This window comes from Citrobacter sp. CK180 (genome assembly GCF_030333655.1).
Taxonomy (GTDB): Bacteria; Pseudomonadota; Gammaproteobacteria; order Enterobacterales; family Enterobacteriaceae; genus Citrobacter_B; species Citrobacter_B koseri.
Genome location: NZ_JAOWFM010000028.1, coordinates 15,822 through 35,971 on the forward strand (window position 1 = coordinate 15,822; position 20,150 = coordinate 35,971).

Consider the following 20,150-nt stretch of genomic DNA (forward strand, 5'->3'; position numbering starts at 1 on the left):
TCCGGCCTACGGAGCTGACAGGTATGGCGCGTGGCTACAGCAGTTCAAACTCGCCCTGCTTCACACGGGCGGAATCGACGCCAATAAAGACGTTAAACTTGCCAGGCTCCGCGTCATACTTCATACGCTGGTTCCAGAATTTCAGCGCCTCAATATCAATCGGGAAGCTAACGGTCTGCGTTTCTCCTGGCTTCAGCGTTACCTTCTCAAAACCTTTCAGCTGTTTTACCGGACGACTCATCGATGCCGTGACATCCTGCAAATACATCTGGATTACCGTCGCCCCCTCGCGCTTGCCGGTATTCGTCACCCGCACGCTGGCCGTTACCGCGCCATCGCGCTTCATGGTGGGCGCAGAGAGCGTCACATCGGAAACGGTAAACGTGGTGTAGCTCAGACCATAACCAAACGGATACAGCGGGCCATTCGCCTCGTCAAAGTAGCGGGAGGTGTACTTGTTCGGCTTGTCGGCGTTATACGGACGACCGGTGTTGAGATGGCTGTAGTAAACCGGGATCTGCCCGACAGAGCGCGGGAAGGACATCGGCAGTTTACCCGACGGGTTATAGTCGCCGAACAGAACGTCAGCAATGGCGTTACCGCCTTCCGTACCGGCAAACCAGGTTTCCAGAATGGCGTCAGCCTGCTGATCTTCTTTCACCAGCGCCAGCGGACGACCGTTCATCAGTACCAGCACCAACGGTTTACCCGTCGCCTTCAACGCCGCGATCAGATCGCGCTGGCTTTGCGGGATCTGAATGTCGGTGCGGCTGGAAGCCTCATGCGCCATACCCTGCGCTTCCCCGACAACGGCCACAACCACATCGGACTGTTTCGCGGCATTAACGGCCTCGTCAATCATCGCTTCTGGCGAACGAGGGTCTACTTTCACCGCCTCCTCATACTGATTGAGGAAATCAACAATGCCTTTGTCATTAGTGACATTCGCCCCTTTGGCGTATATCACTTTGCCTTTGTCGCCCAGCGCGTTTTTAATCCCCGTCAGCACCGTAACGGACTGGCTGGCGACGCCAGCGGCAGACCAGCTTCCCATCACATCACGCTGACTGTCGGCCAGCGGCCCCACCACCGCAATGGTGCCGGATTTATTCAACGGCAGCGTTTCCAGACGGTTCTTCAGCAGCACCAGACTTTCGCGCGCAACGTCGCGCGCGTCTTTGCGATGCAGGCGGCTCTCAGCGTTCGTGTCCTGCGGATCGGACTCTTTTGCGCCCAGGTGGCTGTACGGATCGTTAAACAACCCCATGTCATATTTCACGTTCAGCACATGGCGCGCGGCATCGTCCAGTTCCGCCATCGTTACTTTGCCTGATTTGACCAGCCCCGGCAGGTATTTGCTGTAATACTCATCGCTCATACTCATGTTGATGCCGGACTTGAGCGCCACGCGCACCGCGTCTTCCGGGTCGGATGCCGTGCCGTGTTTAATCAGCTCTTTGATCGCGCCGTGATCGGAAACGGTGATGCCTTTAAAGCCCCACTCGTCGCGCAGCACCTCTTTCAACAGCCATGAATCTGACGTCGCAGGCGTGCCGTTCAGTGAGTTGAGCGCCACCATCACCGCGCCGCTGCCCGCGTCCAGCCCGGCTTTATACGGCGGCATATAGTCGTTGAACAGGCGCTGCGGGCTCATATCGACGGTGTTGTATTCCTTCCCGCCCTCAACCGCGCCATAGGCGGCGAAATGTTTCACGCTGGTCATCACCGAATAGCGATCCGCCGGGCTTTTGCCCTGCATCGCCTCGACCATCGTTTTGCCCATGATCGCCGTCAGATACGTATCTTCACCAAAGCCTTCCGATGCGCGTCCCCAGCGCGGATCGCGGGACACATCCACCATCGGCGCCCAGGTCATGTTCAGGCCATCGTCAGCCGCCTCATACGCCGAGACGCGACCCACGGTTTTTACCGCCTCCAGATTAAACGAGGAGGCCAGGCCAAGGCTGATAGGGAAAACGGTACGCTGCCCGTGCAGCACGTCATAGGCGAAAAAGAGAGGGATTTTCAGGCGGCTCAGTTCCATCACCTGATCCTGCATTTTTCGGATATCCTGGCGGGTGACGGTGTTAAAAATCGCCCCGACCTGCCCGTTTTTGATCATCTCCCGGATGGCTTCTTTCGGGTTGTCGGGCCCAACGCTTATCAAACGCAGCTGACCGATTTTTTCATCGACGGTCATTTTCGTGAGCAATTCAGTGACAAACGCATCCCGAGCTTCAGGCGTCAGCGGATGGTTGCCAGACAACGCTTCCGCCAGCGCTGGCTGCAACGCAAGGCTTACCGCAACACCTACAGAACATAGCCATTTCATCTTGATTCTCTCTTTTTCTTTAGCCCGACGTGGCAGCAAAAATATAACAAAAACCGCAGTTTGCCATAAGCCTAATCGGGAGAGGAGAAGAAAGCTAAGGTTATTCTCTGATTTTTTTAACGTCCCCTGCGCAGGGAGGAGGATCAGGAATACGCTAAGCCTGCACCGAGACAAGTTGCATGAGAAAGCGTATTGTCATACAAAGCGCTATGCTTAGTTCCGATAGTTTGTCCCACCACAAGGAGTGGAGAATGTCTTCCATTACAACGACAGATAATAAAGCCTTTCTTAACGAGCTCACCCGTCTGGTGGGTCATTCGCACCTGCTCACCGATCCTGCAAAAACCGCCCGCTACCGCAAGGGGTTCCGTTCTGGTCAGGGCGAAGCGCTGGCCGTGGTCTTCCCCGGCTCGCTGCTGGAATTGTGGCGCGTACTGAACGCCTGCGTAAACGCCGATAAAATCATTCTGATGCAGGCCGCCAATACCGGCCTGACTGAAGGTTCCACGCCGAACGGCAACGATTACGATCGCGAAATTGTCATCATCAGCACGCTACGCCTCGACAAGCTGCACGTCCTCAGTAAAGGCGAACAGGTGCTGGCATACCCAGGAACCACGCTGTACTCACTGGAAAAAGCGCTTAAACCTTTTGGTCGCGAACCGCACTCGGTTATCGGTTCCTCCTGTATCGGCGCGTCAGTTATTGGCGGCATCTGCAATAACTCCGGCGGGTCGCTGGTACAACGTGGCCCGGCGTATACCGAAATGTCTCTGTTCGCGCGCATTGATGAGCAGGGCAAATTACAGCTGGTGAACCACCTGGGCATCGAACTGGGCCAGACCCCGGAACAGATCCTCAGCACACTCGATGATGAACGCATCAAAGATGAAGATGTGCGCCACGATGGCCGCCACGCCCACGATTACGATTACGTGACTCGCGTCAGGGACATTGAGGCCGATACCCCTGCCCGCTATAACGCTGACCCGGATCGCCTGTTCGAATCCTCCGGCTGCGCGGGTAAGCTGGCGGTGTTCGCCGTGCGGCTGGACACTTTCGAGGCGGAAAAAAACCAGCAGGTCTTTTACATCGGCACCAATCAGCCCGACGTGCTAACCGAGATTCGTCGTCATATCCTGGCGAAATTCGACAACCTGCCGGTTGCCGGTGAATATATGCACCGCGATATTTACGACATCGCGGAGAAATATGGCAAAGATACGTTCCTGATGATCGACAAGCTCGGCACCGACAAAATGCCGTTCTTCTTTACGCTCAAAGGCCGTACCGACGCGATGCTGGAAAAGGTAAAAATCTTCCGCCCGCATTTCACCGACCGCGCGATGCAGAAGTTCGGCCATTTATTCCCTAACCATCTGCCGCCGCGCATGAAAAGCTGGCGCGACAAATATGAGCATCATCTGCTGTTAAAAATGGCGGGAGACGGAGTGGCGGAAGCGCAAAGCTGGCTGACCGAGTTTTTCAAAACCGCCGAGGGCGATTTCTTTGCCTGTACCCCGGAGGAAGGCAGCAAAGCGTTCCTGCACCGTTTTGCCGCGGCAGGCGCGGCGATCCGTTATCAGGCGGTGCATGCCGATGAGGTGGAGGATATTCTCGCACTGGATATCGCCTTACGGCGTAACGACACCGAATGGTATGAGCATCTGCCGCCGGAAATTGACAGCCAGCTGGTGCATAAACTCTATTACGGTCATTTCATGTGCTATGTCTTCCATCAGGATTACATCGTGAAGAAAGGCGTCGATGCCCATGCGCTGAAAGAGCAAATGCTGGAACTGCTGCGCCAGCGCGGCGCGCAATATCCGGCAGAGCATAACGTTGGTCATTTGTACAAAGCGCCGGAGACGCTGGCGCGTTTTTATCGTGAAAATGACCCCACCAACAGCATGAATCCGGGTATTGGTAAAACAAGTAAGCTGAAATTCTGGAAAGAAGCGGCGTCCGACGAGACGCATTGATTTCTCGTATTTACAGCTATGGAGCTGTTTTAAATATCGTGCCGGATGGCGGCGCAAGCGCCTTATCCGGCCTACAAACTGTAGGCCGGATTCAGGCACATATCAAAAAATTCAATCGTTTTGCGCGGTCTGCTCGCCTGCTGCGGCCATCTGCGCGGCTTTCTGCTTTTTATAACTCAACGCGGCGGCCGGAACGGGCATCGCTTTGCCGGTTTCAATCCAGGTGCGTAAACGGCTGGCATCGGCAAAATGGGTATATTTGCCAAAGGCATCCATCACCACTAACGCCACCGGTTTGTTGTTGATCATCGTGCGCATCACCAGGCAGTGACCGGCAGCGTTGGTAAACCCAGTCTTGGTCAACTGAATATTCCAGTTATCGCGGTACACCAGGTGATTCGTATTGCGAAACGGCAAGGTGTACGCCGGGTTTGCAAAGGTCGCCATATCCTCACGCGTGGTGCTTAACTGACCAATCAGCGGGTACTGCTTGCTGGCAATCAACAGTTTCGTCAGGTCACGGGCGGTCGATACGTTATGAATCGACAGTCCCGTCGGCTCCACAAAACGGGTGTGGGTCATGCCCAACGCTTTGGCTTTAGCATTCATCGCTTTAATAAAAGCGTTATAGCCACCCGGATAATGATGCGCCAGGCTTGCCGCCGCCCGGTTTTCCGAAGACATCAGCGCCAGCAGCAACATATTTTTACGGCTGATTTCACTGTTCAGACGCACGCGTGAGTAAACGCCTTTCATTTCCGGCGTCTGGCTGATATCGACTTTCAGTTTTTCATCCAGCGGCAGTCGCGCATCAAGCACCACCATCGCCGTCATTAATTTGGTGATCGACGCAATCGGACGCACAAGATCCGGGTGGTTCGAATAGATCACTTTGTTGGTGTTCAGATCAACAATCATCGCGCTTCCAGAAGCAATTTCCGGTTGAGACGCTACGGCGGCAGCCGCGGTTTTCGCCACAGCGTGTGGCGCAAAAGGGACAGCCAGCATCAGGGCAAGGCTAAATAATGAAACTCGGAATTTCAGCATGATGAGATTTCTGATAATGATTCACGCACGTAGAACGTACACCGCCTGAGCCAGGATTTTACTCAAGCTAGCTCCGGCATCATAGCGACCCGACAGCGTTGTCGCCATAAGAGAATCGTCACGAAATGCTGCATGCTGGCTTTTACACCCGTCTCTTCCCTGTTTCGGGCCGCAGGCGCGCTGCTGTTGTCCATTTATCGCCCTCCTGCGACCCGAATTCTTTTCATATCTCAGAATAACCGGTATCCATATCCCCACAGGATCACCGTCATCGCCAGCAGCACTTCCAGTACCAGCACGCCGATAGCCAGCGTCGAACTGGAAAAGCTCAGACCTTCCTCTTTACTGATGTTCAGGAATGTCGGGATGCCGAGATACAGCAGATAGCCGGTATAAAACAGTGCGACAGTACCGACTAACGCACAGAGCCACACCAGCGGATAAAGCGCCACCAGACCACTTAAAAACAGCGGCGTTGCGACATACCCGGCAAAGACCATACAGTGTCCCAGGGAAGGCCGTTGCGGGTAGTTGCGCGCCATCCACCAGATGACCCGACCCATCACGGCAACCCCGGCCAGCATCATGCCGTAAAACAGAACCGCGAACGCCAGCCCTGTAAACAGAGACAAGCGCAGCACATTGCCATCACCAAAATTCCAGCCAATTTGCGTGGTGCCAATAAAGGCGCAAATCACCGGGATCGCCGCCATCAGCAGCACATGGTGGGTATAGTGATGCGACACCGTTTCGTTTTCGCTTTTGATCACGCGCATTTCACGATCGGGATGGGAAAATAGCCCCCAGACATGGTTCATACCGCCCCCCTGCTTGTCAGCTCTGGATCTCAACACTTCAAGTATAATTCAGCTTTCGATTATTTTATGTACAGCGCATAAAAACCGATGCGCTAACGTCGCGCCTTTTCCGGCCATAAACATTGATAGGGTGTATGCTAAAGGCGGGAGGTCGTTTTCACGTATGGATATCAACAGTCTTATCACGCATTACGGTTACGCCGCGCTGATTATTGGCAGTATGGCGGAAGGCGAGACCATCACCCTGTTAGGCGGCGTGGCAGCCCATCAGGGATTGCTTAAATTCCCTCTGGTGGTGCTCTCTGTCGCACTCGGCGGCATGATTGGCGATCAGGTGCTCTATTTGTTGGGTCGTCGCTATGGCGGCAAAATTTTGCGGCGCTTTTCCCGACACCGCGCCAAAATTCATCTGGCGCAGAAAATGATCCAGCGTCGCCCGTACCTGTTTGTGATCGGTTCCCGATTTATGTACGGCTTTCGCATTATTGGGCCGCTATTGATTGGCGCCAGCCACCTGCCGCCTAAAATCTTTCTGCCGCTGAATATTCTGGGGGCGATGATCTGGGCTTTGCTGTTTACCACCCTGGGCTATATTGGCGGCGAGGTGATCGCGCCGTGGCTGCACAGTTTCGACCAGCATATAAAGCATGTGATTTGGCTGGCGCTGGTGGTTGGGCTGGTTTTTGGCGCTCGCTGGTGGTTAAAACGACGCAATAAGCCTGATGCGCCGTAGCGCTTCAGGCTTATTTGGCCTGCATTAAAGCGCCATCCGGCACGACGCTCAAAGATGATAACCGCCGCCCAGCGCGCTGGTGAGCTGGATGGACGCATCCAGCCATTGCCCTTGCAAAATCAGGCCGTTGCAATGTTCCCGCAGCGCCGGGATCTTCGCCTGGCTGACGCGGGAGCCCGCAATAATTCCGGCATTAAACCGCGCCTGTGCCAGACCAACCACCCGCTGTGCGTCATGCTCAATCTGCCGTTGGTGCTGATTTTTTTCAGCCACCGTTTCAACCTGACTGGCGGCGCGCGCCACATCATTCACCGCATCCACCACCGCTTTGTTGTAATTCGCGACAGAGAGATTACTTTGCGCTTTCGCGATATCAAGACTGGCGTTCAGCCTGCCGCTGTCAAAGATCGGCAGCGTCAGCCCGGCGGTGACGCCCATCTGCTGTGCGGAATGGCGAAACAGATCGCTCAGGTGCAGGGCGTCCTGTTGCAGAAACGCCATCAGGTTGATATCGGGATAAAACGCTGCTTTTGCGGCGTCAACGCTGCCTAAAGAGGACTCAATGTACCAGTGCGCCGCCTGTAAATCGGGTCGGCGAGCCAGAAGTTCATAGCTCAACTGAGCGGGCAACTGGCTTTCAGTCACTGGCAGAGCAACCGTATGCAGGGTCAGCGAGGCCGATTGCGCATTGGTCAGCGCACTCAGACGCGCCTCAATAATCTTCATTTTACCGGCCACATCATTTAGCTGCTGCTGCGTTTTACCGGCATCAATATCGGTTTCCACCCCTTCGACCGAGGAGGTAATACCGTTTTGATACAGCTGGCGATCAACCGTAATAACGTTTTGCTGTTCATGTTCGATTTGCGTCAGCACCGCTTTAAGCGCCGCCTGCGTCTGCCATTCCCAGTATAAACGCGCGACGCCGCTTGCCAGCAGTTGCCGGGTTTGCGCCTGTTCCGCTTCACGCGCTTTCACTACGCCGATTCTCGCGCTGACTTCAGCCCGGTTCTTGCCCCAGAGATCCAGATCCCAACCGGCGGTTAAGCCGAACGTCCCGTTGGTGTACCACGGCCCGGTGGTTCCCGCCGCCGGATCGGTGATGGCAAACGGCCCCATCAGCCCTTCCGCAGACATTTTCTGGCGCTCAACATCCGCAGAGAAATCCAGCCGGGGGCCATCCTGCGCTTCAACCTCCTTCGCCTGCGCCTCGGCGAGTTGTATACGCTGTTCAGCCACCTGCATATCAGGAGAATGCTGTAATGCGTTGTTAATTAAGGCATCAAGCTGGGGATCGTGGTACGCCTTCCACCACTGACTGTCCGGCCAACCGTTTTTTATTGCCGTCGGTAATGGTGAATCAACCTGTGCAGCAGGCGTTTGTCGCGTCAGCGACTGGCGGGTATCGTGCATCGGCGCGCAACCCGCCAGCAGCGTAAAAAGAGACAGGCACACCGTTGTGGCCAGGAGAGAATCGCGGTTCATGGAGACGTTCTGGTAAGAAAAGGTGCGCAGAGATTACGTGGTGTTGCGTCCTGTTTTTTAGTTACGCGTGGCAATACATCTTTGGAAAAGGAAAAATATAATTAGAAAATTATAATTGAAACAAATAATTATAATTAAAGTATTTCATGGAATGATATTTACCCTTTGCGTAGTTCCCTGTCGAACCGCTGACCGCTGCCGGATGGCGACGTACCGTCTTATCCGGCCTACACAGACTGTGTAGGCCGGATAAGCGAAGCGCCATCAGGCACGCGGCCAGATAAGGCGATTTAAATATCAATGGACTGAATGGCGCGAGCAATATCGGGGGAATTATTAAGCGCTCGGATTTCCTGAAATAGCGCGGTGGCTTCCGTATATTCCTTACGCAAATACCCCAGCCACTGCTTAATACGCGCGACATGATACAGCCCGGTATCCCCCTGCTTTTCCAGCCGGGTGTATTTTTGCAGCAGTAAAACCACTTCCGGCCAGGGCATACGCGGTTCGTTATATTTCACCACGCGGCTGAGATTCGGGATGTTTAACGCTCCACGTCCCATCATCACCGCGTCGCAGCCGCTGACCGCCATACACTCTTGCGCGCTCTGCCAGTCCCAGATTTCACCATTGGCGATAACCGGAATAGTGAGTCGCTGGCGGATCTCGCCAATCGCCTGCCAGTCAATATGTTCGGCTTTATAACCCTGCTCTTTGGTGCGCCCATGCACGACAAGCTCTGTCGCCCCTGCCTGCTGGACGGCATCGGCAATTTCAAATTTTCTTTCGCCGCTGTCCCAGCCCAGACGCACCTTCACCGTGACCGGTAAATGCGCAGGCACGGCTTCGCGCATCGCTTTTGCCCCCTGATAGATAAGCTCAGGATCTTTGAGCAACGTCGCCCCGCCTCCGCTGCCGTTCACCATTTTCGACGGACAGCCGCAGTTTAAATCCACGCCGTATGAGCCCAGCTCCACCGCGCGGGCGGCGTTTTCCGCCAGCCACTGCGGGTATTGCCCCAGCAGTTGAATACGCACGACTGTGCCGGACGCCGTGCGGCTGGCATTGTGCAGTTCCGGGCAGATGCGATGAAACACTTTTACCGGCAGAAGCTGATCCACCACGCGTAAAAACTCCGTGATGCACAGATCGTAATCATTAACCTCGGTCAGTAGCTCGCGCACCAGAGAGTCGAGCACGCCTTCCATCGGCGCCAGTAAAACACGCATAGCATTTCGTTACCTGCAAAAAAAGAGGCGCTATGGTAGCGCCTCTGTGGTGCGGTTTAAAGTCTCTCAGCGCGGCTCAAGGCAGTTATCTTCCTTCCAGCCATACAGCCACTCAATGCCGCGATAAAACTCCTGCTGGGATTTGCCTTTCCACAGCAGATTACGCACCTGTCGCTCCACGCCTGCGGCATGGTAGACGCGCCCCATCTCGCGGGTTGACCAGACAATTCGCGCCGTGCGGGGAATACGCACCGACTCATACAACGCAAAGGCCTGCTGCGCATCACCATGACAACGCTCCAGCGCTTTACCCAGCGTAACGGCATCTTCCAGCGCCATGCAGGCGCCCTGCGCCATATATTGCGCAACCGGGTGCGCGGCGTCGCCCACCAGCGTGATGCGGTCGGTCCCCCATTTCTCTACCGGTTCCCGGTCAGCGGTCGCCCAGCGGCGCCAGGAGGTGGGTTTGTCGAGCATTTGACGCGGACGCGGGTGAATCCCGGCAAAATAAGAGAGCACCTCTTCTTTGCTTCCGTCTTTCACGCCCCACTCCTCCTGCTGACGGCTATGGAACGTCACCACCAGATTGTACTGTTTCCCGCCGCGCAACGGATAATGCACCAGATGGCAGTGCGGCCCGGCCCACAGTACCGGCGCGTTGATGCGCAAATCTTCCGGCATGTCGTCGCACTCCACCACGGCCCGGTACACCACATGCCCGGTCACGCGCGGCGTATCGCCAAGTAGACTCTGGCGCACGACCGATTTCACGCCATCGCAGCCCAGCAGAATATCTGCCGTCCAGCTATTCCCCTGCTCGTCAAACACCGTTACATCATCCGGCGTCTGGCGGATATCGACAATATTCGTTGAAGTCCGGTACTCCACGCCCGGATGGGTCAGCGCCGCTTCCCAGACGGTGGCATGAATATCCACCCGGTGAATCACGGCATACGGGCCGCCAAAATGGTCGCGAAAGGCCTGGCCGGTTTCAATGCGCACGACCTCTTCGGCATTCACGGCGTCCATCATCGTAATATGATCGGTAAAGACCGCGCGCTGGCGAGCCACTTCGCCAACGCCGAGGCTGTCCAGCGCGGAAAACGCATTCGGCCCGAGCTGAATCCCCGCCCCAATCTCACCAATTTCATGAGCCTTTTCCAGCAGCATCACTTTAATGCCCTGGCGCGCCAGCGACAGCGCGGTCGCTGCGCCGCCAATACCGCCACCCACGATAATTGCGCTTGTCACTTTAGCCATTGTCGTTCTCCTTATCAGGCTGAAATTTTGTCTTGTTGATTTTCGGGGGCAGCGGCGATAAAGGCCGGAAGCCGGGTGCAGGCGTCATAAACCGCCTTGCAGCGCGGATAACCGCTCAGGTCGCATCCCATTCGCAGCGCATTGGCCCATTGTGGAATCAGGCAGCAATCCGCCAGCGTGGGCGCATCCCCCACGCAAAACTGCCCGGACTGCCCCTGGCGCAACAGCTGTTCCACCGCGCTAAGCCCTTGTTGCACCCAGTGGGCGTACCAGCGTTTCTTGTCTTCTTCGCCGATCTTCAGCTCGTCAGTCAGGTAGCGCAATACGCGCAGGTTATTCACCGGGTGAATATCACAGGCAATGGCATAGACAATTTCCAGCGACTGGCTGCGCGCCGGATCGACCAGCGGCAGCAACGGCGTCTGCGGGAAGTGGCGATCCAGCCAGTCGATGATTGCCAGCGATTGCCCGAGAGATTCACCGTCATCAGTCACCAGCGTCGGCACCAGCCCGATCGGGTTCATCCGTCGGTAACTCAGCGCATTCTGCTGGCCGATACGAATGTTGACGCCCACCGTCTCATAATCGATGCCTTTTAATGCCAGCGCGATACGCACGCGATAAGACGCCGAGCTATTAAAAAAACTGTACAGCTTCATCATTCACCTCAGACAATCTTCACGGCGATCGGCGTTAACCCTTCCACATTGCCGGTAATCACATCCCCTTTCACCACTGCCCCGACCCCTTCCGGCGTACCGGTGAAAATCAGGTCGCCCGGTTGCAGTTCAAAAAAGCCGGACAGGTAGCTGATGGTTTCATTGACGGACCAGATCAGATGGCGAATATCGCTGCGCTGATGATCTTCCCCGTTTACCTGTAACCAAATCGGCGCGTTGTTGACGTCTGCCACATCGGTTGCTTTATGCAGCGGCGCAATCGGCGCGGACAAATCAAACGCTTTGCCAATTTCCCACGGGCGCCCCATCTGACGCATTTCCATCTGACGGTCGCGGCGGGTCATATCCAGCCCGGTGGCATAGCCCCAGACATACTCATGCGCCTGCTCAAGCGGAATATCGCTGCCCTGTTTGCCTATCGCCACCACCAGTTCAATTTCATAGTGATAGTTATCGGTCTGCGACGGATAGGCCAGCGCCAGCGTTTCGCCAGCCGCAACCGGTACGACCGCATCGGCCGGTTTGCAGAAGAAGAACGGCGGCTCACGATCGGGATCGAACCCCATCTCACGGGCATGGGCGGCGTAGTTACGGCCAACGCAGTAGACGCGGCGAACCGGGAATTGCTCATCGCTGCCAACAACCGGCACCGCAACTGGCACCTGAGGTTCGAATACATATTTGCTCATCTTTTCTCTCCCAATTTAATAACGCGCTTCGCGGAACAAGCCGAGGGCTTCCTGAACCGGTTTGTCCGAAAAACTGAATAAAACGGTATCTTCCGTGGTCTGGAACGACACCCCGTGCCATGTCGGCACCACAAAGATATCTTTCGCCGTGAAGTGGAACGTCTCATTGCCAATGGTGACCTGCCCGGAACCTTCCACAACGTGATAAATGGTGCTGTCGGTCGTGCGCGCCACGCGCGACGCAAACCCTTTCGGCAACAGTTGCAAAAACGCGCCCATCGAAGGCATCGGATAGCCCCCGGTGACCGGGTTGACGTAGCGCATCTTGTAGCCATCCCACTCGTCAGGTTCCCCCATCCGGGTCAGGCCATGCAGCGCTTCACGGCTACGGTCGTAGCGGTAGTTGAAAATCGGCGAGGAATTGCCGACCTGGTGGCGTAGCGGCAGCATGTTGGCGGCGTAGCGCGGCAGGTAATCGCCTTCTTTGCGCGTCACCGGCTGCTGTTCTTCCGGGTAATCTTCCGCAAACCCGCAGCCCAGCGTATTCACCAGCGGCAGATCCAGACCGTCCAGCCATACCACCGGCTCGTCGCCAGGGTTGCCGTGATCGTGCCAGCGCCACTGCGGCGTCAGAATAAAGTCGCCCGGGTGCATCTGCGTCCGCTCGCCGTCAACGGCGGTGAACGCGCCTTGCCCTTCCACAATAAAACGCAGCGCCGACTGGTTGTGGCGATGACTCGGCGCCACCTCGCCCGGTAAAATCAATTGCAGCCCTGCGTACAGCGTCGCGGTAATTGACGACTGTCCGCGCAGCGCCGGGTTTTCCAGCACCAGCACCCGGCGGACAGCCTCTTTCGCGCCAATCAGGTTGCCGCTTTCCAGCAACAGCGGGCGGATCTCCTGATAGTTCCAGTACGCAGGCACGCAATTGGCGTTCGGCGTTTGCGGCACCAGGTGGTGCAGCGACTCCCAGAGCGGCGTCAGGTTTTGCCCGGAAATGTGCTGATAAAACTGCTGACGGTTGTGTTTAACATCCTGATTCACTTCAGACATGGAGGTTCTCCTTATTCGTTCACGACGCCTGCCCGGGGCAGCACGTCAGGTTCAGAGGCTGAGTGGCGGACAACCGCCGTCAACATGGCGAGCATCACCGCGCTAATGGCAGCCGGAATCGCGATGACGAAAAACAGCGTATCGAAAGAGAAATTCATCGCCATCATCATGCCGCCGGAGAGCGAGCCGACAATGGCGCCGCAGCGCCCGACGGCATTGGACCAGCTCACGCCGGTTGCACGGCTTTGAGTCGGGTACAGCGTCGCAGTTAAGGCATTCAGCCCCACCTGCGATCCGCTGATGCCAATGCCCGTACCAAAAATCGCCAGCGCCATCAGCCACAGTCCGTTTTCACTCAGGCCAATCATCACGATGCAGACCGCGCCCAGCGCGTAGCTCACGGCCAGCACCCGGAACGGATTGTGTTTGTCCATCAGTACGCCGAGTAACAGCGCGCCGAGCGTACCGCCGACCTGGAATGCGGCAGTGACCCAGGAGGCATGCTGCAAATCGATTCCCCGGTGATTCAGGAGCGTCGGCATCCAGCTGGAGAGCAGGTAGATAATGAGCAGGCTCATGAAGAACACGACCCATAACATCAGGGTAATGGGAAGCTGACGCCCAACAAAAAGCTGGCGGATACTGCCTTTTGAAATGGCGGCGGCTTCATGAAGATAGAAATGCGTATTGTCGTAGCGTTCACCGGTGATGGCGGCAACCGTTCTGGCAATCGCCGCCTGCGGGCGCTGACGACGCACCTGCCAGCGTGGCGACTCGGGCAGAACAAACAGCAAGGCGAAGAACAGCATTAAGGGCAATACGCCGCCGAGCACCAGAATGCCGTGCCAGCCAATCAGCGGCACCAGTTGCGCGCTGACGATGCCGCCCATCGCCGAACCGAGGGTAAACCCGCAGAACATCAGCGTTACCAGCGCGCCGCGACGGCGGGCGGGAAGGTATTCCGACGTCATCGTGATGGTATTCGGCATCGCGCCGCCCAGTCCCAGCCCGGTTAAAAAGCGCAGTATCACCAGCGTTTGCAAATCCGGCGAGAAGGCGGAAAGCAGGCTCAAGGCGCCAAACAGCGCCACGCACAGTTCAATCACCCGTTTACGGCCAAAACGGTCTGACAGCGGGCCGCACAATAGCGCCCCTGCCGTCAGCCCCAGCAGACCCGCGCCGAACAGCGGGGCCAGATCGCTGACGCTCAATTGCCAGTGCGTACGGATATCCGGCGCAATAAAGCCAATTGCGGCCGTATCAAAACCGTCGAGCATTACCACCAGAAAGCAGCAGATGATAACGCGCCACTGCATTTTGCCGACGGGGGCGGCGTCAATCAGTGCTTGTAGATCACGTCGTTGAGTCATAGTGAATGCCTCGGTGCAGGTAAGGTAGATGTCATTTTTGTTTTTTGTATGTTGCAAGTTTGTAATCATGGCGATGAAATGTACAATGGCATTTCGGGCAGAGGCATAACCTGGGGGTTATATCAAATGGCGAATTGGGCGCAAAAATTGAAGCTGCACCACCTGCAAATGCTGGTCGCGCTGGGGGAACAAGGGAATCTGACCCACGTTGCGCGAATGATGAACATCACCCAGACCGCGCTGTCGAAGTGGCTGTCACAGCTTGAAGATGAGATCGGAATCACGCTTTTTGAACGCCACAGCAAGGGGTTACGCCCTTCAGAAGGGGGCAAGCTGTTGCTCCAGCATGCGCAGCGGCTCATCAACGATATGGAACGTTCGCAGTATGAGATCGCGCGCTTTAAGCAAGGTGGGCTGGTGGGAAGCCTGAAAATCGGCTGTTCACCGGTCGCGACAGATTGCGTGTCGCAGGCGATCCTCTGCCTGCTCAATGAGATGCCGACGCTGCACCTGAACATTGAAGAGAAAGTCATGACCCCGCTTTTACACGATCTGCTCGCCGGGTCGCTGGACGTGGTGGTAGGTCGCGTGGGCGGTCGGGCGCTCCAGCTGCCGTTAAACTATCAGGTGCTCTACACCGAACCGGTCTGCTTTGTCGCCCGCCCCCATCATCCCCTGGCCTCACACGCCACGCTTTCCTGGAACGACCTCGCCCACTGGCGCTGGATTGTCTGGCCGACCGGTACGCCGATTCGCATCAGCATTGATAACGCCCTGGTGGACAACGGCGTGATGCTGCCGGAAAACACCATCGAATCCGCCTCGATGAACGTCAGCACCAATTTGCTGCAAAGCAGCGATATGATCTCTATTCTTTCTCTACGCCTGGCGCAACGCTATGCCAGCCAGGGCCAGTTGGCTATCTTAAACCTGCCGAAAATAGAACAGAAAGGAAGCGTGGGCATGTTCTGGCGCAAGAACGAGACCCCTTCTCTCGCGTTGAGTCGTTTTCTGCATTTTCTGGCGCAGGTTTAGCGCGGGCAACGGGGCGTTGCCCGATGTTCCCGTTGTCTATTTCCACTATGCTCAGAATTCATGATGTGATCGGTAGCACGTTTTAAAGTTTAATTGTATGATGAATCTGTTTCATCAAGGGCTTTTACCATGAGTAAATCACTGAATATCATCTGGCAGTATTTACGCGCATTTGTACTGATATATGCCTGTTTGTATGCGGGTATTTTCATTGCATCGCTGCTTCCTATTACGATTCCCGGCAGCATCATCGGCATGTTGATTCTGTTTGTTTTACTGGCGCTACAAATTCTGCCAGCGAAGTGGGTAAACCCGGGATGCTATGTCCTGATCCGTTACATGGCGCTGCTGTTTGTGCCGATTGGCGTCGGCGTCATGCAGTACTTCGATTTGCTGCGCGCGCAGTTTGGCCCGGTGGTGGTCTCCTGTGCGATCAGTACGCTGGTTGTTTTCCTGGTCGTGAGCTGGAGTTCGCATATCGTACACGGTGAACGAAAAGTGTTAGGGCAGAAAGGATCGAAAAAATGATGTCGTATATCTGGTGGTCGTTACCCCTGACGCTGGCGGTCTTTTTCGCCGCCCGCAAACTGGCTGCGCGCTTTAAGATGCCGTTGCTTAACCCGTTGCTGGTTGCCATGGTGGTCATCATCCCGTTTCTGATGCTGACCGGCATTCCTTACGATCACTATTTCAAAGGCAGCGAGGTGCTCAACGACCTGCTGCAACCCGCCGTCGTGGCGCTGGCGTACCCTTTATATGAACAACTGCACCAAATCCGCGCCCGCTGGAAATCCATCATCACGATCTGCTTCGTCGGCAGCGTGGTCGCTATGGTGACCGGAACCACTGTCGCCTTACTGATGGGCGCCACGCCGGAAATCGCCGCATCGGTATTACCGAAATCGGTCACAACCCCAATCGCAATGGCGGTGGGCGGCAGCATCGGCGGCATCCCCGCCATTAGCGCCGTCTGCGTTATTTTCGTCGGGATACTGGGCGCCGTATTTGGTCATACCCTGCTCAACCTCATGCGTATCCGTACCAAAGCCGCACGCGGTCTGGCAATGGGAACCGCCTCGCACGCCCTGGGCACTGCGCGCTGCGCCGAGCTGGATTACCAGGAAGGGGCGTTCAGTTCGCTGGCGCTGGTGATCTGCGGGATCATCACCTCGCTGCTGGCGCCGTTTCTCTTCCCGATTATTCTGGCGGTAGCGGGTTAAAATTTGCGATGCGTCGCGCATTTTTAATTTAAGTTTCACAAGTTGCAATAACAATGAGATTTGGATCACATATAAAGCCGTAACAGCTCCGTAAACTACGATTCCATTACATTGTTATGAGGCAACGCCATGCATCCACGTTTTCAAACTGCTTTTGGCCAACTTGCGGATAGTCTGCAATCAGCGCTGGCGCCGATTCTGGCGGATGAGCATTTTCCCGCCATGCTGACTGCGGAGCAGGTCTCGACGCTTAAGCGTGAATCGGGGCTGGACGAAGACGCGCTGGCTTTCGCGCTCCTGCCGCTGGCTGCCGCCTGCGCACGCACCGACCTTTCCCACTTCAACGTTGGCGCTATCGCGCGCGGCATCAGTGGGGCCTGGTATTTCGGTGGGAATATGGAGTTCCTGGGCGCGACGATGCAGCAAACCGTTCATGCCGAGCAAAGCGCGATCGGCCATGCCTGGCTGCGCGGTGAAAAAGGGCTCGCCGCCATCACGGTTAACTACACCCCTTGCGGTCATTGCCGTCAGTTTATGAACGAACTGAACAGCGGCCTGGATCTGCGTATCCACCTGCCGGGGCGCGTACCGCATACCTTACGCGACTATCTGCCTGACGCTTTCGGCCCGAAAGACCTGGAGATCAAAACGCTGCTGATGGACGAGCAGGATCACGGTTTCGCGCTGGAGGGCGACGCGCTGACTCAGGCAGCGATTACCGCCGCCAATAAATGTCATATGCCTTACAGCCACTCCCCAAGCGGCGTGGCGCTGGAATGCAAAGACGGGCGTATTTTCACCGGCAGCTATGCCGAGAACGCCGCCTTTAACCCTACGCTGCCGCCTTTGCAGGGCGCACTGAATCTGCTGAACCTGAACGGGTATGACTATCCAGATATTCAGCGCGCAATTCTGGCGGAGAAAGCCGACGCGCCGTTAATCCAATGGGACGCCACTGCCGCCACGCTGAAAGCATTAGGCTGCAATAATATCGACCGCGTACTACTGGGTTAAGCCCTGGAACACGCAATGTGCGTAGGCCCGATAAGCGCAGCGCCATCGGGCAACATGCAAATGGCAAGAATGTCTAAAATCCCCCCAATCAGACTGCTGTTTCTTGCGCTTCGACAGCGGGTACAGTAGCCTGATTGAAATTTCATCCCTTTATCGAGTTCTCTGCATGTTAAAGCGCGTGTTTTACAGCCTGTTAGTCCTGATCGGCTTGCTGCTGTTGACTGTGCTTGGTCTCGACAGATGGATGAGCTGGAAAACCGCGCCCTATATTTACGACGAATTACAGGATCTCCCCTACCGCCAGGTGGGAGTGGTATTAGGCACCGCAAAATACTATCGCACCGGCGTCATTAATCAGTATTACCGCTACCGCATTCAGGGCGCGTTAAACGCCTACAACAGCGGCAAGGTCAATTATCTGCTGCTCAGCGGCGATAACGCGCTGCAAAGCTATAACGAACCGATGACGATGCGTAAGGATCTGATCGCCGGGGGCGTTGATCCTGCCGACATCGTGCTCGATTATGCCGGTTTTCGCACGCTGGACTCCATTGTGCGCACGCGCAAAGTGTTTGATACCAACGACTTCATCATCATTACCCAGCGTTTCCACTGTGAACGCGCGCTGTTTATTGCGCTGCATATGGGAATTCAGGCTCAGTGCTATGCGGTGCCGTCGCCAAAAGATATGTTAACGGTACGCGTACGTGAATTTGGCGCCCGATTCGGCGCGCTGGCGGATCTCTATATTTTCAAACGGGAACCTCGCTTCTTAGGCCCGTTAGTTCCCATTCCAACAATGCATCAGGTGCCGGATGACGCCCAGGGCTACCCGGCAGTAACGCCTGAGCAATTGCTGGAACTGCAAAAGAAACAAGGAAAATAAGCGTGGAAGGGAAAACGATCTTTGTGGTCATCGCCGTCCTGATGGTGATGCTGTTTAGCTTACGGGAAGCCTACAAAGGCTGGCGCTCTGGCGCCGTGGATAAAATCGTCAGGAACGCCCGCGAACCCGTATACGCCTACCGTGCAGAAACCCCTCTCCTTTACTGGAGCTACATCGGGTTATATCTGTGCATGTCGGTTTGTACGCTCGCCGCAGGCATTTATTTTCTGTTCTTTAGATAACGCGCAGAAATAAAAAAGCCCGAAACAGTTGCCTGCTTCGGGCTTTTTCATGCCGGTAATTACTTCTTACGGGCGTATTTCAGCGAGTCCAGCGCCACCGCGAAGATAATGATGCCGCCTTTAATGATGTACTGCCAGTAAGGGTTCACGCCGATATAGGTCAGGCCGTAGTTGATGACGGTAAAGATAATCACACCGGTCACAACGCCGAATACCGTCCCGACGCCGCCGCTAAACGACACGCCGCCGACCACGCAGGCGGCAATCGCATCCAGCTCATACATAAAGCCGAGGTTGTTGGTCGCAGAACCGATACGCCCCGCTTCCAGCAAACCGCCGAATGCGTAGAACACACCGGACAACGCATAGATCATCAGCAGGTTCAGCCCCACGTTAACGCCGGACACTTTTGCCGCTTCCGGGTTGCCGCCGATAGCGAAAATGTTCTTACCGAAACGGGTTTTATTCCACAGGATCCAGACAAACGCCACCGCAATCAGCGCATAGAAGGTAATGTAGGAGAGCCGGAAACTGCCCAGCGCAATAAAGCCCTGCGCAAACGTCGAGAACCCGCTATCAAACCCCGAAATCGGCGACGCCCCGACGAAGTCGTAATACAGGGAGTTGATGCCATAAACGATAATCATCGTGCCCAGGGTCGTGATGAACGGCGTCACATTGAGGTACGCAATGATAATGCCGTTAAGCAGACCAATGACGGCCCCAATTGCGCAGACAATCAGGATCACCAGCGGAATCGGCATGGTGGCCATTTCCGGGAAGACCTTATTGGCGTTTTCCACGGACTGCAACAGCGTTGCGGCGACCACGGCCGCCAGGCCAACCTGACGTCCCGCAGACAGGTCAGTCCCCTGGGTGACAATCAACCCTGCCACACCCAGCGCGATGATAATACGCACGGAGGACTGCGTCAGAATGTTACTTAAGTTCAGCAGACTTAAAAATGTAGGGTCCTGGAAAATAATAATGGCCAGCAAGACTAAAAGAACAACGTAAATTCCGCCTTCTTTCAGATAAGTAAGAAAACTTTTCTTATTTAACGCACTCATGAGGA

Annotated in this window: 19 protein-coding genes; 8 read left to right on the plus strand and 11 right to left on the minus strand. The window is 55.7% G+C overall.

Annotation, left to right across the window (positions count from 1 at the left end; genetic code table 11):
* Nucleotides 1-34: 34 nt before the first annotated feature.
* Entirely contained in the window at nt 35-2,332 is a 2,298-nt protein-coding gene (gene bglX, locus OGV50_RS02170) for a beta-glucosidase BglX (RefSeq protein WP_047462528.1), read from the minus strand.
* Between the two features lie 251 nt (nt 2,333-2,583).
* On the opposite strand from bglX, the gene dld reads away from it, so the two are divergent.
* A complete protein-coding gene (gene dld, locus OGV50_RS02175) occupies nt 2,584-4,314 on the plus strand; it encodes a D-lactate dehydrogenase (RefSeq protein WP_024130181.1) in 1,731 nt (576 codons plus the stop codon).
* 111 nt (nt 4,315-4,425) lie between these two features.
* On the opposite strand, the gene pbpG is transcribed toward dld, so the two are convergent.
* Nucleotides 4,426-5,361 (minus strand): D-alanyl-D-alanine endopeptidase, encoded by a 936-nt coding sequence (gene pbpG, locus OGV50_RS02180; RefSeq protein WP_012131638.1) that lies wholly within the window; start codon nt 5,359-5,361, stop codon nt 4,426-4,428.
* A gap of 230 nt (nt 5,362-5,591) precedes the next feature.
* The gene (locus tag OGV50_RS02185) at nt 5,592-6,179 is read right to left on the minus strand and encodes a Yip1 family protein (RefSeq protein ID WP_012131637.1); all 588 of its coding nucleotides are present in this window, start codon (nt 6,177-6,179) and stop codon (nt 5,592-5,594) included.
* A gap of 163 nt (nt 6,180-6,342) precedes the next feature.
* On the opposite strand from OGV50_RS02185, the gene OGV50_RS02190 reads away from it, so the two are divergent.
* Nucleotides 6,343-6,912, plus strand: coding sequence for a DedA family protein (locus OGV50_RS02190; protein WP_049011492.1), 570 nt, complete (start codon nt 6,343-6,345; stop codon nt 6,910-6,912).
* A gap of 48 nt (nt 6,913-6,960) precedes the next feature.
* Here the strand turns inward: OGV50_RS02190 and mdtQ are convergent, their stop codons facing one another.
* The 7 genes from mdtQ to mhbT all read right to left on the minus strand — a co-directional run bounded on the left by mdtQ (nt 6,961) and on the right by mhbT (nt 14,678).
* Nucleotides 6,961-8,397 carry a multidrug resistance outer membrane protein MdtQ gene (gene mdtQ / locus OGV50_RS02195; protein ID WP_200090825.1) on the minus strand — a complete coding sequence of 479 codons (1,437 nt, stop codon included), beginning with the start codon at nt 8,395-8,397 and terminating at the stop codon, nt 6,961-6,963.
* A 290-nt stretch (nt 8,398-8,687) separates the two neighbouring features.
* Nucleotides 8,688-9,626: a tRNA dihydrouridine(16) synthase DusC gene (dusC, locus tag OGV50_RS02200; protein ID WP_012131633.1), complete on the minus strand. Its 939-nt coding sequence runs from the start codon at nt 9,624-9,626 to the stop codon at nt 8,688-8,690.
* A gap of 66 nt (nt 9,627-9,692) precedes the next feature.
* Nucleotides 9,693-10,886, minus strand: coding sequence for a 3-hydroxybenzoate 6-monooxygenase (locus OGV50_RS02205; RefSeq protein ID WP_012131632.1), 1,194 nt, complete (start codon nt 10,884-10,886; stop codon nt 9,693-9,695).
* Nucleotides 10,887-10,900: 14 nt separating this feature from the next.
* Nucleotides 10,901-11,545 carry a maleylacetoacetate isomerase gene (maiA, locus tag OGV50_RS02210; RefSeq protein ID WP_200090826.1) on the minus strand — a complete coding sequence of 215 codons (645 nt, stop codon included), beginning with the start codon at nt 11,543-11,545 and terminating at the stop codon, nt 10,901-10,903.
* A gap of 8 nt (nt 11,546-11,553) precedes the next feature.
* Nucleotides 11,554-12,255 (minus strand): fumarylacetoacetate hydrolase family protein, encoded by a 702-nt coding sequence (locus tag OGV50_RS02215; protein ID WP_200090827.1) that lies wholly within the window; start codon nt 12,253-12,255, stop codon nt 11,554-11,556.
* A 15-nt stretch (nt 12,256-12,270) separates the two neighbouring features.
* Nucleotides 12,271-13,308, minus strand: a complete 1,038-nt coding sequence (gene gtdA / locus OGV50_RS02220) for a gentisate 1,2-dioxygenase (protein WP_200090828.1) — start codon at nt 13,306-13,308, stop codon at nt 12,271-12,273.
* Between the two features lie 11 nt (nt 13,309-13,319).
* On the minus strand, nt 13,320-14,678 hold the full coding sequence (gene mhbT, locus OGV50_RS02225; RefSeq protein ID WP_286488266.1) for a 3-hydroxybenzoate transporter MhbT: 1,359 nt from the start codon (nt 14,676-14,678) through the stop codon (nt 13,320-13,322).
* 126 nt (nt 14,679-14,804) lie between these two features.
* Here mhbT and OGV50_RS02230 point away from each other — a divergent pair, with 126 nt between their 5' ends.
* From OGV50_RS02230 to OGV50_RS02255, 6 genes are all read left to right on the plus strand, one after another.
* Nucleotides 14,805-15,713, plus strand: coding sequence for a LysR substrate-binding domain-containing protein (locus OGV50_RS02230; protein ID WP_286488267.1), 909 nt, complete (start codon nt 14,805-14,807; stop codon nt 15,711-15,713).
* A gap of 129 nt (nt 15,714-15,842) precedes the next feature.
* Nucleotides 15,843-16,241 carry a CidA/LrgA family protein gene (locus tag OGV50_RS02235; RefSeq protein ID WP_012131626.1) on the plus strand — a complete coding sequence of 133 codons (399 nt, stop codon included), beginning with the start codon at nt 15,843-15,845 and terminating at the stop codon, nt 16,239-16,241.
* Complete coding sequence (locus tag OGV50_RS02240) at nt 16,238-16,933, plus strand: CidB/LrgB family autolysis modulator (protein WP_012131625.1); 696 nt, start codon at nt 16,238-16,240, stop codon at nt 16,931-16,933. The genes OGV50_RS02235 and OGV50_RS02240 overlap by 4 nt, the downstream gene beginning before the upstream one ends.
* A gap of 129 nt (nt 16,934-17,062) precedes the next feature.
* Complete coding sequence (gene cdd / locus OGV50_RS02245; protein ID WP_200090830.1) at nt 17,063-17,947, plus strand: cytidine deaminase; 885 nt, start codon at nt 17,063-17,065, stop codon at nt 17,945-17,947.
* 166 nt (nt 17,948-18,113) lie between these two features.
* Nucleotides 18,114-18,833: an outer membrane permeability protein SanA gene (sanA, locus tag OGV50_RS02250; RefSeq protein ID WP_012131623.1), complete on the plus strand. Its 720-nt coding sequence runs from the start codon at nt 18,114-18,116 to the stop codon at nt 18,831-18,833.
* Between the two features lie 2 nt (nt 18,834-18,835).
* Nucleotides 18,836-19,075 carry a DUF2542 family protein gene (locus tag OGV50_RS02255; RefSeq protein WP_012131622.1) on the plus strand — a complete coding sequence of 80 codons (240 nt, stop codon included), beginning with the start codon at nt 18,836-18,838 and terminating at the stop codon, nt 19,073-19,075.
* Between the two features lie 59 nt (nt 19,076-19,134).
* On the opposite strand, the gene mglC is transcribed toward OGV50_RS02255, so the two are convergent.
* Nucleotides 19,135-20,145, minus strand: coding sequence for a galactose/methyl galactoside ABC transporter permease MglC (mglC, locus tag OGV50_RS02260; protein ID WP_012131621.1), 1,011 nt, complete (start codon nt 20,143-20,145; stop codon nt 19,135-19,137).
* Nucleotides 20,146-20,150: the final 5 nt, after the last annotated feature.

Excerpts from the sequence above, each read along its gene's own strand:
- bglX (WP_047462528.1), bottom strand. The coding sequence starts at position 2,332 with ATGAAATGGCTATGTTCTGTAGGTGTTGCGGTAAGCCTTGCGTTGCAG.
- dld (WP_024130181.1), top strand. The coding sequence starts at position 2,584 with ATGTCTTCCATTACAACGACAGATAATAAAGCCTTTCTTAACGAGCTC.
- pbpG (WP_012131638.1), bottom strand. The coding sequence starts at position 5,361 with ATGCTGAAATTCCGAGTTTCATTATTTAGCCTTGCCCTGATGCTGGCT.
- OGV50_RS02185 (WP_012131637.1), bottom strand. The coding sequence starts at position 6,179 with ATGAACCATGTCTGGGGGCTATTTTCCCATCCCGATCGTGAAATGCGC.
- OGV50_RS02190 (WP_049011492.1), top strand. The coding sequence starts at position 6,343 with ATGGATATCAACAGTCTTATCACGCATTACGGTTACGCCGCGCTGATT.
- mdtQ (WP_200090825.1), bottom strand. The coding sequence starts at position 8,397 with ATGAACCGCGATTCTCTCCTGGCCACAACGGTGTGCCTGTCTCTTTTT.
- dusC (WP_012131633.1), bottom strand. The coding sequence starts at position 9,626 with ATGCGTGTTTTACTGGCGCCGATGGAAGGCGTGCTCGACTCTCTGGTG.
- OGV50_RS02205 (WP_012131632.1), bottom strand. The coding sequence starts at position 10,886 with ATGGCTAAAGTGACAAGCGCAATTATCGTGGGTGGCGGTATTGGCGGC.
- maiA (WP_200090826.1), bottom strand. The coding sequence starts at position 11,545 with ATGAAGCTGTACAGTTTTTTTAATAGCTCGGCGTCTTATCGCGTGCGT.
- OGV50_RS02215 (WP_200090827.1), bottom strand. The coding sequence starts at position 12,255 with ATGAGCAAATATGTATTCGAACCTCAGGTGCCAGTTGCGGTGCCGGTT.
- gtdA (WP_200090828.1), bottom strand. The coding sequence starts at position 13,308 with ATGTCTGAAGTGAATCAGGATGTTAAACACAACCGTCAGCAGTTTTAT.
- mhbT (WP_286488266.1), bottom strand. The coding sequence starts at position 14,678 with ATGACTCAACGACGTGATCTACAAGCACTGATTGACGCCGCCCCCGTC.
- OGV50_RS02230 (WP_286488267.1), top strand. The coding sequence starts at position 14,805 with ATGGCGAATTGGGCGCAAAAATTGAAGCTGCACCACCTGCAAATGCTG.
- OGV50_RS02235 (WP_012131626.1), top strand. The coding sequence starts at position 15,843 with ATGAGTAAATCACTGAATATCATCTGGCAGTATTTACGCGCATTTGTA.
- OGV50_RS02240 (WP_012131625.1), top strand. The coding sequence starts at position 16,238 with ATGATGTCGTATATCTGGTGGTCGTTACCCCTGACGCTGGCGGTCTTT.
- cdd (WP_200090830.1), top strand. The coding sequence starts at position 17,063 with ATGCATCCACGTTTTCAAACTGCTTTTGGCCAACTTGCGGATAGTCTG.
- sanA (WP_012131623.1), top strand. The coding sequence starts at position 18,114 with ATGTTAAAGCGCGTGTTTTACAGCCTGTTAGTCCTGATCGGCTTGCTG.
- mglC (WP_012131621.1), bottom strand. The coding sequence starts at position 20,145 with ATGAGTGCGTTAAATAAGAAAAGTTTTCTTACTTATCTGAAAGAAGGC.